The organism is Aeromonas lacus (assembly GCF_000764665.1).
GTDB lineage: Bacteria > Pseudomonadota > Gammaproteobacteria > Enterobacterales > Aeromonadaceae > Aeromonas > Aeromonas lacus.
Window position 1 is genome coordinate 1 of record NZ_JRGM01000174.1, and the last position, 953, is coordinate 953.

At 42.5% G+C, this 953-nt stretch carries 2 protein-coding genes; both read left to right on the plus strand.

Features of this window, described 5'->3' with window-relative positions:
• Positions 1 to 148 precede the first annotated feature (148 nt).
• Positions 149 to 700: a dTDP-4-dehydrorhamnose 3,5-epimerase gene (rfbC, locus tag LG31_RS20660; RefSeq protein ID WP_033115905.1), complete on the plus strand. Its 552-nt coding sequence runs from the start codon at positions 149 to 151 to the stop codon at positions 698 to 700.
• A 2-nt stretch (positions 701 to 702) separates the two neighbouring features.
• Positions 703 to 953: oligosaccharide flippase family protein (locus LG31_RS20665; RefSeq protein ID WP_152598444.1), on the plus strand; the 251-nt coding region annotated here is incomplete at its 3' end.

The following is a 953-nucleotide window of genomic DNA, read 5'->3' on the forward strand; positions in this document are numbered from 1 at the left end:
CTGCCGATCAGGTTCGTGAACTTGCTGTGCCGTTGGCAAAAAATGCGTATGGACAATATTTGCTAAGAATGGTTGCCAAGGCCTGATGTGATATGGGGGGAGGAAAGTTGCTCCCTCCATAAAAATTGAATTTTATGCGGATAGACAGATGAATGTAATCAAAACAGCAATTCCTGACGTGCTTATCTTTGAGCCCAAGGTATTTGGTGATGAGCGTGGTTTTTTCTTTGAGAGTTTCAACCACAAGTTGTTTGAAGAGGCGGTAGGATATCCGGTGACTTTTGTGCAGGATAATCACTCCAAATCTTCAAAAGGGGTATTGCGCGGTTTGCACTATCAACTACCACCTCATGCTCAGGGCAAGCTGGTACGTTGTGTTGCAGGTGAAGTGTTTGATGTAGCGGTGGATATCCGCAAAAGCTCACCAACCTTCGGGCAATGGGTTGGGGTACATTTGTCAGGTGAAAACAAGCGACAGCTGTGGATTCCGGAAGGTTTTGCGCATGGATTTGTGACGTTAACGGATACAGCCGAATTTCTTTATAAGGCTACTAATTACTATGCTCCACAGAGTGAGGGATGTTTAGCATGGAATGATTGTGAATTAAATATAGCTTGGCCTATTAAGGATGTACTCCTGTCAGTTAAAGATAACCAAGCTATGTCATTATCAGATTATATCAATAAAGGTGTTGCATAAAATTGGATAAAACGCTATTTAAAAATATTGCATCTTTATTTGGTATCCAAGGGATGAACTATCTCATCCCGCTAATCACCTTGCCTTATCTGGTCCGAGTGCTCGACCCTATAGGTTATGGTTCTTTGGGTTTTGCGTTGGCCATCGTACAGTATTGCTGCATGTTAACTGACTATGGTTTTAACTGGTCGGTGACGCAGCAAATTGCCGTTTATCGTGATGATAAACTGAAAGTCAGTAAGCTATTCTGGAG

Coding starts and splice junctions, on each gene's coding strand:
- rfbC (WP_033115905.1), top strand. CDS start 149: ATGAATGTAATCAAAACAGCAATTCCTGACGTGCTTATCTTTGAGCCC.